Here is a 6,171-nt window from a genome sequence, read left to right on the forward strand (position 1 = left end):
CCTTAGTAGTGTAGATTTTCAGATCTGAAGTCTATTTATTTTCAACTCACCTTTGCTGAGTCTTTTCTTGCTGCCTAGTCTAAACTCCAGTTACAAGAATGCAAGATCAATCGATCGCGACTTGATTTGTGTCAAGATCGATGGAGTTCCCCAGCACCACTTCTTTCGCAATGAACTCTAGCGCTGCACTTTCGATCGACACAATTCCTCAACGCCATGAATCAGACAGCTTTGCCATTACCTTAGCGCCGTTGTCTGTAGAGGAAATATACGCTTTGGCAGATGACCCCGCCAACGGAGCCGTGGTAATGATGAGCGGTACAGTCCGCAACCAAACTGACGGTCAAGCTGTAGTTTCACTAGAATATCAAGCCTACGAACCGATGGCAGTGCGAGTATTCCAGCAAATTGCTACTGAAATCCGCCACCAGTGGGCCGATGTCAATCGGGTCGCCATTCACCACCGCGTCGGACACTTGCAGGTGGGGGAAATCAGCGTACTGGTGGCTGTTGGCTGTCCCCACCGGGGGGAGGCCTTTGCAGCTTGCCAGTACGCGATAGATACGCTCAAACACAATGTACCGATTTGGAAAAAGGAACATTGGGCAGACGGTTCTAGTAGTTGGGTTAGTATTGGAGCGTGCGAAGTTGTTGGGCATTAGTCAATCGATTTGAGATTTGAGATTTGAGATTGAAGAGGGGAACTTGTTACGATCTCCTAACGTCAAAAAGTGTGGAATGTTCGATGAGCCAATTCCACCGATGAGCGACTTTATTTCCGTGTCCTGGTCTGCGGTTGTGGCGACCGTTCAAAGAGTGCAATTGCCAGCCGAAAAACTCTCTAATTATGACTTGGTGTTGCGTTGTCAGGAAGGAAATCGACCTGAGAGCACTGCCTTTTCAGAACTGTTGAAGCGGTATCAGTCCCACGTAGACAGGGTTCTATATCACTTGGCCCCTGACTGGCAAGACCGAGCAGACTTGGCTCAGGAAGTGTGGATTCGGGTCTACCGCAATATTAACCGCTTGCAAGAGCCTGTTAAATTTCGGGGCTGGCTGAGCCGCATCGCCACTAATTTGTTTTACGATGAGTTGCGGAAGCGCAAACGGGTGCGAACTCCGCTGTCGCTGGACGTACCCCGAACTCTCGAAGATGGCGAGGTTGATTGGGAAATTCCGGCCGACAGTCCGGGGCCTGATGAAGATTTGACAACTAGAGAATTTTACGAGCAGTTGCGGGTGGCGATCGCAGATTTGCCGGAAGTATTCCGCACGACAATTGTTTTAAGAGAAATTGAAGGTTTAGCCTATGAGGAAATAGCCGAAATGACTGGAGTTTCTCTGGGAACTGTCAAGTCGAGAATTGCTAGAGCTCGCCAAAGATTGCAGTTGGAATTGCAAAAATATCTCGATGGTAATTAGCAATAGTGCTTTTAGAGGCCGGTCAAGAAGATTTGGTCATGTTTGCTGTCACATCAAAATTTCTCTTTTAAAATATAAATAAGCAGTAAATCATTCTAATAGCGAGGGCATCCTTCCCCCAATTAAAGCAAGTGTGAAATATGAATTATAACTTTGAATCGGATAAAAATCAGAATCAGCAAGGTATCGGGGATTCACTCGCTGAAACTCAAGCTAACAACAATTATGCCCAGGGCAATGTAACTACTATGATGCGCGATCGCTTTGAATTACTGAGTGCTTACCTCGACGGCGAAGTGACGGCTGCAGAACGCCGGCAAGTCGAGGAATGGCTGACAAATGACCCCACTACGAAACGTTTGTACTCGCGACTGCTGATGATGCAGCGGGGTTTTCAGTCAATGCCGGTGCCTGCTTCGGAACAATCTGCACAGGAGTTGGCGGGGAAGGTTTTGCAGCGGGTGGAATGCAAGCCGAAACGGGCTTGGATTTTGGGCGGAGGTGCGATCGCAGCTTTGTTGATTGCGGTAGTGTCTGGTGTCGGTGGCGGCCGCCCATTGTTTGCTCCCCAGTTTGCTCGATCGCCCCTTCCTGCTGAATCTGACGGTTTGATGGTGGCTTTGAACGAGCCTCTGGTGGAGATTGTTAATCCCAACGATTTGATGCTTGGGGTGAATGCACCGATAATGGAGATTCCCAAAGTTGGTGTAACAACCCCTCAAAAGTCATTGCCAAAGGCGCAGTAGGATTTCTGTTTTGAGCATAACTGAAGTTGCTAAGCTCCCTAAAAAAGGGGGCTTTTGCCGTTGTTCCCAGTTTTTCAAGGTGTATATATCCTGAGACGCTTTCTTGGCTTTGAATGCCGAATTGTGGGGCATCGCATCTTAATATCGGAGTAGGTAGCTAGTGGAATTAGAGCGGGCGATCGCACTTGTTACCTATTTTTGTGATATTTGCGATCGGCAACAGCAATGTCTCCTCAATTTCCTGCCGCACAGCAGGAGATACATTACAACCGCTATTGAGGCAATATACCAGCAATTTATTAGCATCGTAATACTTCCTCAGCAATGACTTCTGCTGTTTGCTAAATTGCCAATCGTGACCTATAGTGCGATAGGAAATTATGATTTGTCTTAATTCCCTAGTCCAAACTTGTCCGTTAGCTTGCCACCATTGCCTAAATATTTCCTTGTCACTATCTGGGTGAGGTAGTTGTTTCTTAAGTTCTTGCAGTGCTTGCATCAGTTTAGGTTCCACAAGAGGGACAAGAAGAATGTCATGGGCAAGACTAATGGCTGGGTCAATAGCACCGTCGAGTACAGGCAAAATGGCAAGGTCAAGAACAAGGTCAAGGGTAAATTCAACAGCAGGGTCAAAGGTATGTTTAACGGCAAGGTAAAGGGCTGGGTCAAGGAAACGTTCAGGGTTACGATTAAGAGCAAGCTCAAGGCATGGAAGAAGGGAAAAGTAAAAGAATCTCACTGCCGCAGGTTTGTAGGGAAAATCAACTGAAAGGGATTTTTGGTTTACCCACATTAGGAATTGCTGTAACTGCTCATCATCAGCGACCAGCCTATCAACTTGCTGTTTGATTAACAGCAACAAGTCATCAGCTTTTTGCAAGATCCCAACTGCTAACAACAAGACTTCTCGCCAACGCTTCTCGGTTAGGTTGCTGACCAGTTTTCCCAAAGCTTGTGGAGCAGAATTGTTAACTATTTCTGTAGCAGTAAAATACTCTTGGAATGTTAGATGAGAAAACGAATAAATTCCTCTTGCCCTTTCCACTAATAATCCATGTTGTGCCTCGATCGCCTTCAGGACAACCTCACTATCCATTTCTAACTGAACGCGGTCAGTTGTGGCATCGGGTAAGTTAGCCAGATAGTCGGCAATCACTTGTTGGATTTGATTTTTTTCAAAAAAGTAATCGCCCCGATCAAAAGTAATAGCTGCCACAAAAGCAAGTAAATGTTTCTTGCGGCACAAATTCAAATCTCGATAAACTTCATCCCGTTGAATGCCTCTAGTTTCATCCCATTTTCTGAGCATAATTTCTATTCCTTCCTCATACAACTTGGCTCGGTTGGATGGGAAATCTGCTTTGGCTTGGAATACTAAACAAGTCAGATTCAACAAGATAGGCGTTACTGCCAGTTCTCGGATTTGCTGATTTTTATTCATTTTTAGCTGCTCTACAAATTGAGACGCTAAAGCTTTCCCTGCCTCCATATTCTGGGAAAATGCCACAAACCAATTGCGAGCAAAGGCAGCGATTTGCTTGTTATTAAAATCGGCTACCTCAACACAGGTAAAAGCTTCGTCGTGAAATCGGTACTTAGCAGCGGCAATTCGACAGGTAATAATAAACTGATTTTTGTAATACTTTTGGACAAACTGACGAATCTGTCTGACGACTCCATCGCTATCTGATTCCGGCACTTCATCTAAGCCGTCCAATAAAATCAAACCTCTGCCTTGACTAAGTACAGATTCAGTTTGCGATCGCGCCTCAACTCCGCAACTGGCAAATTCGTCGCTGATATATTCTAATAAGTCAAGATTAGCGATTTCAGCAAAGGTTTTCAGAGGAATAAAAATCGGTATTTTGTTGGCTTCAAATTCTGAGCGATTGCACTGAATGGCGATGTGTTTCAAAAAAGTAGTTTTACCGGAGCCCGGTTTGCCGAGTACCATCAGTTTAGAGTGAGATTTCACCGCATCCAATCCTGGTACTCGTTTCTGGTGCACTTGGCCTAAACCCAAGCGGTTAAAGTTATCTGCATCTGGGTTGAAGTCTCTCAATAAGTCGCGAATTTCTCCTGGCTGCCAACTGGTAATTTCCTCCAAAATGTTGACTTCAACGTAGAGGTTGCTGACATCAACGGGCTGTGCAATATCCAACAGTTGCATTCTGCTGTAAAGCTGTTGGATTTTGCTGTGGCATTTTTGCCGTATCTCTTCCACTACCGAATCAATATGCTGTTGGCAAAAATCTATAACCCCCCCAACCCTCCCTTGGTAAGGATGGGCTAAAGGAGGACGATCGACAATTTCTTCCCAATTCAAATGCAAAACTGTGCAGAAAGCCCTGAAAGCATTGGCTTTAATGGGTTCTCTTCCTCCTAAAAAACGCCTCCAAGTTGGAAGCGAGAGGCCATCGGCATAGGGCCCGGCTTCTGTCCAAGTTCGATCGGGCTCTAATGTTTGACTAGCTTCTACTAGCCATCTGGGGTCTTCTATCGTCGAGCCCCTTTCTCTTCTAGCTTGCCTAATTTTTACTAATCCTTCCTCAGAGGCTTTGAGGGTCGTCATTATATAATTTACTTCTTTAATTGTCAATGTCTGTTTTCGCTCAGTTTAGCGATCGCAAACTGAGTTTGTCAAGACCCCAGCAACAAAGAGAAAATGATCGTGACAACAACTGCACGGCATACGGGAAAAGTCAGGCATAAATCATGCAAACTTAATCGTTTAGAATGCCACTCTCTTTTTTAGGTAAAAAAGTACACATTAAATGATGACAAAGGATAGCACCATGAGAGATAACATAGATGAAATTCCGTCAGGTGGGATAGGTATAAAAATTATTGGCAAAATTGCCGATAAGCTAAGTTATACCCGCACTTCTGACGGTCGAAACTGTCTGTTCATTGTAAAATATTATCAGCAGCCTGGTCTAGTACCATCCCAACACAGCATTCAAGATGGTTTTTTTAAGTGGGCGATCGATGTTTTAAACAGATTTAATTTTTTCGGGGTTCAAAAGCAACGAAATCGCCAACCCGAGCCAAGTTCTAACGAGCAAGTTCCCAAAATTAGCCTTCAACTAAAACTAAATACTGATATTAAAGCTGTTGCTCAAGTTTTATCGTGGGTTGAACAGTTAGATCCTCTACCAATTCCCCTAGGCGTTTTGCATCAGTGTAAACTTGCTGTGATTGAAGGGTTTACGAATGCTGTTCGCCACGCTCACAAAAATCTGCCATTAGAAACTCCGATAGAGATTGAAATAATGGTATTTAACGAACACCTAGAAGTAAAAATTTGGGATTGGGGAGAGCCTTTTGACATTCAAGCTAAGTTGAAAGAAGAATTGCACCAAAAAAGTCTGTATTAGTTGGAGCGACCTAGGATTTACGCTTCACTAAAGCTGTTCTGTAATTGCCAGCTTTAAATTGACAAGAGAAAGAAACTTTTTTGTGATGACTACTGATACTACTGCCAAGATTCTCGTTGTGGATGATGACCCAGCCATCCGCAATCTAGTTCATCGCTTTTTAAATCAGAAATATCACGTAGATTCAGCAGCCGATGGCGAGACGGCTTTAGCATTGTTTGAGAAATTCAAGCCACTGCTAGTAATTCTCGATTGGAATTTGCCGGATACTACAGGCTATCTCCTCTGCCAGGAAATGCAACGCCGTACTAATGTTTTTGTGGTAATGCTAAGCAGCCGCACCGACGAAGCCGATCGGCTTAAAGCCCTGTCCGCCGGTGCGGATGACTATATCTGCAAACCCTTTGGTTTGGCGGAGTTGGCAATTCGTATAGAAGTTGTGTTGAGACGCATGAGGCCTGTCACTCCATCGCGTATTGTATTCGATCGATTCGCGATCGATTCAGCGTGTCGGGAAGCAACACTCAACGATCGCCTGGCGGGGTGACAACCCCGCCGGAACTCAGACAGGGCTGGTATTTGACCGACTTGTGTTAAAAAAAGATAGGTCAGATGAAAGTTACACT

At 44.9% G+C, this 6,171-nt stretch carries 5 protein-coding genes and 1 pseudogene; 5 read left to right on the forward strand and 1 reads right to left on the reverse strand.

The features are described from left to right. Positions 1 to 170: 170 nt before the first annotated feature. The 3 genes from E5S67_RS30570 to E5S67_RS30580 all read left to right on the forward strand — a co-directional run bounded on the left by E5S67_RS30570 (position 171) and on the right by E5S67_RS30580 (position 2,168). Positions 171 to 662, forward strand: a complete 492-nt coding sequence (locus tag E5S67_RS30570; protein ID WP_172193034.1) for a molybdenum cofactor biosynthesis protein MoaE — start codon at positions 171 to 173, stop codon at positions 660 to 662. 100 nt (positions 663 to 762) lie between these two features. Then, positions 763 to 1,422, forward strand: coding sequence for a sigma-70 family RNA polymerase sigma factor (locus tag E5S67_RS30575; protein WP_172193044.1), 660 nt, complete (start codon positions 763 to 765; stop codon positions 1,420 to 1,422). 140 nt (positions 1,423 to 1,562) lie between these two features. Next, positions 1,563 to 2,168: an anti-sigma factor family protein gene (locus tag E5S67_RS30580; RefSeq protein WP_172193036.1), complete on the forward strand. Its 606-nt coding sequence runs from the start codon at positions 1,563 to 1,565 to the stop codon at positions 2,166 to 2,168. A 166-nt stretch (positions 2,169 to 2,334) separates the two neighbouring features. On the opposite strand, the gene E5S67_RS30585 is transcribed toward E5S67_RS30580, so the two are convergent. Continuing rightward, positions 2,335 to 4,740, reverse strand: coding sequence for an NACHT domain-containing protein (locus tag E5S67_RS30585; RefSeq protein WP_172193038.1), 2,406 nt, complete (start codon positions 4,738 to 4,740; stop codon positions 2,335 to 2,337). A gap of 223 nt (positions 4,741 to 4,963) precedes the next feature. Here E5S67_RS30585 and E5S67_RS30590 point away from each other — a divergent pair, with 223 nt between their 5' ends. Together E5S67_RS30590 and E5S67_RS30595 are read left to right on the forward strand one after the other, a co-directional pair. Then, the gene (locus E5S67_RS30590; protein ID WP_172193040.1) at positions 4,964 to 5,545 is read left to right on the forward strand and encodes an ATP-binding protein; all 582 of its coding nucleotides are present in this window, start codon (positions 4,964 to 4,966) and stop codon (positions 5,543 to 5,545) included. Between the two features lie 85 nt (positions 5,546 to 5,630). Beyond that, positions 5,631 to 6,080 (forward strand): annotated as a pseudogene (locus E5S67_RS30595) (response regulator transcription factor); the annotation flags it as partial. Positions 6,081 to 6,171: the final 91 nt, after the last annotated feature.

Origin of the sequence: Microcoleus asticus IPMA8 (genome assembly GCF_013179805.1) — a bacterium.
GTDB classification, from domain to species: Bacteria; Cyanobacteriota; Cyanobacteriia; order Cyanobacteriales; family Microcoleaceae; genus Microcoleus; species Microcoleus asticus.

Excerpts from the sequence above, each read along its gene's own strand:
- E5S67_RS30585 (WP_172193038.1), bottom strand. The coding sequence starts at position 4,740 with ATGACGACCCTCAAAGCCTCTGAGGAAGGATTAGTAAAAATTAGGCAA.
- E5S67_RS30580 (WP_172193036.1), top strand. The coding sequence starts at position 1,563 with ATGAATTATAACTTTGAATCGGATAAAAATCAGAATCAGCAAGGTATC.
- E5S67_RS30570 (WP_172193034.1), top strand. The coding sequence starts at position 171 with ATGAACTCTAGCGCTGCACTTTCGATCGACACAATTCCTCAACGCCAT.
- E5S67_RS30575 (WP_172193044.1), top strand. The coding sequence starts at position 763 with ATGAGCGACTTTATTTCCGTGTCCTGGTCTGCGGTTGTGGCGACCGTT.
- E5S67_RS30590 (WP_172193040.1), top strand. The coding sequence starts at position 4,964 with ATGAGAGATAACATAGATGAAATTCCGTCAGGTGGGATAGGTATAAAA.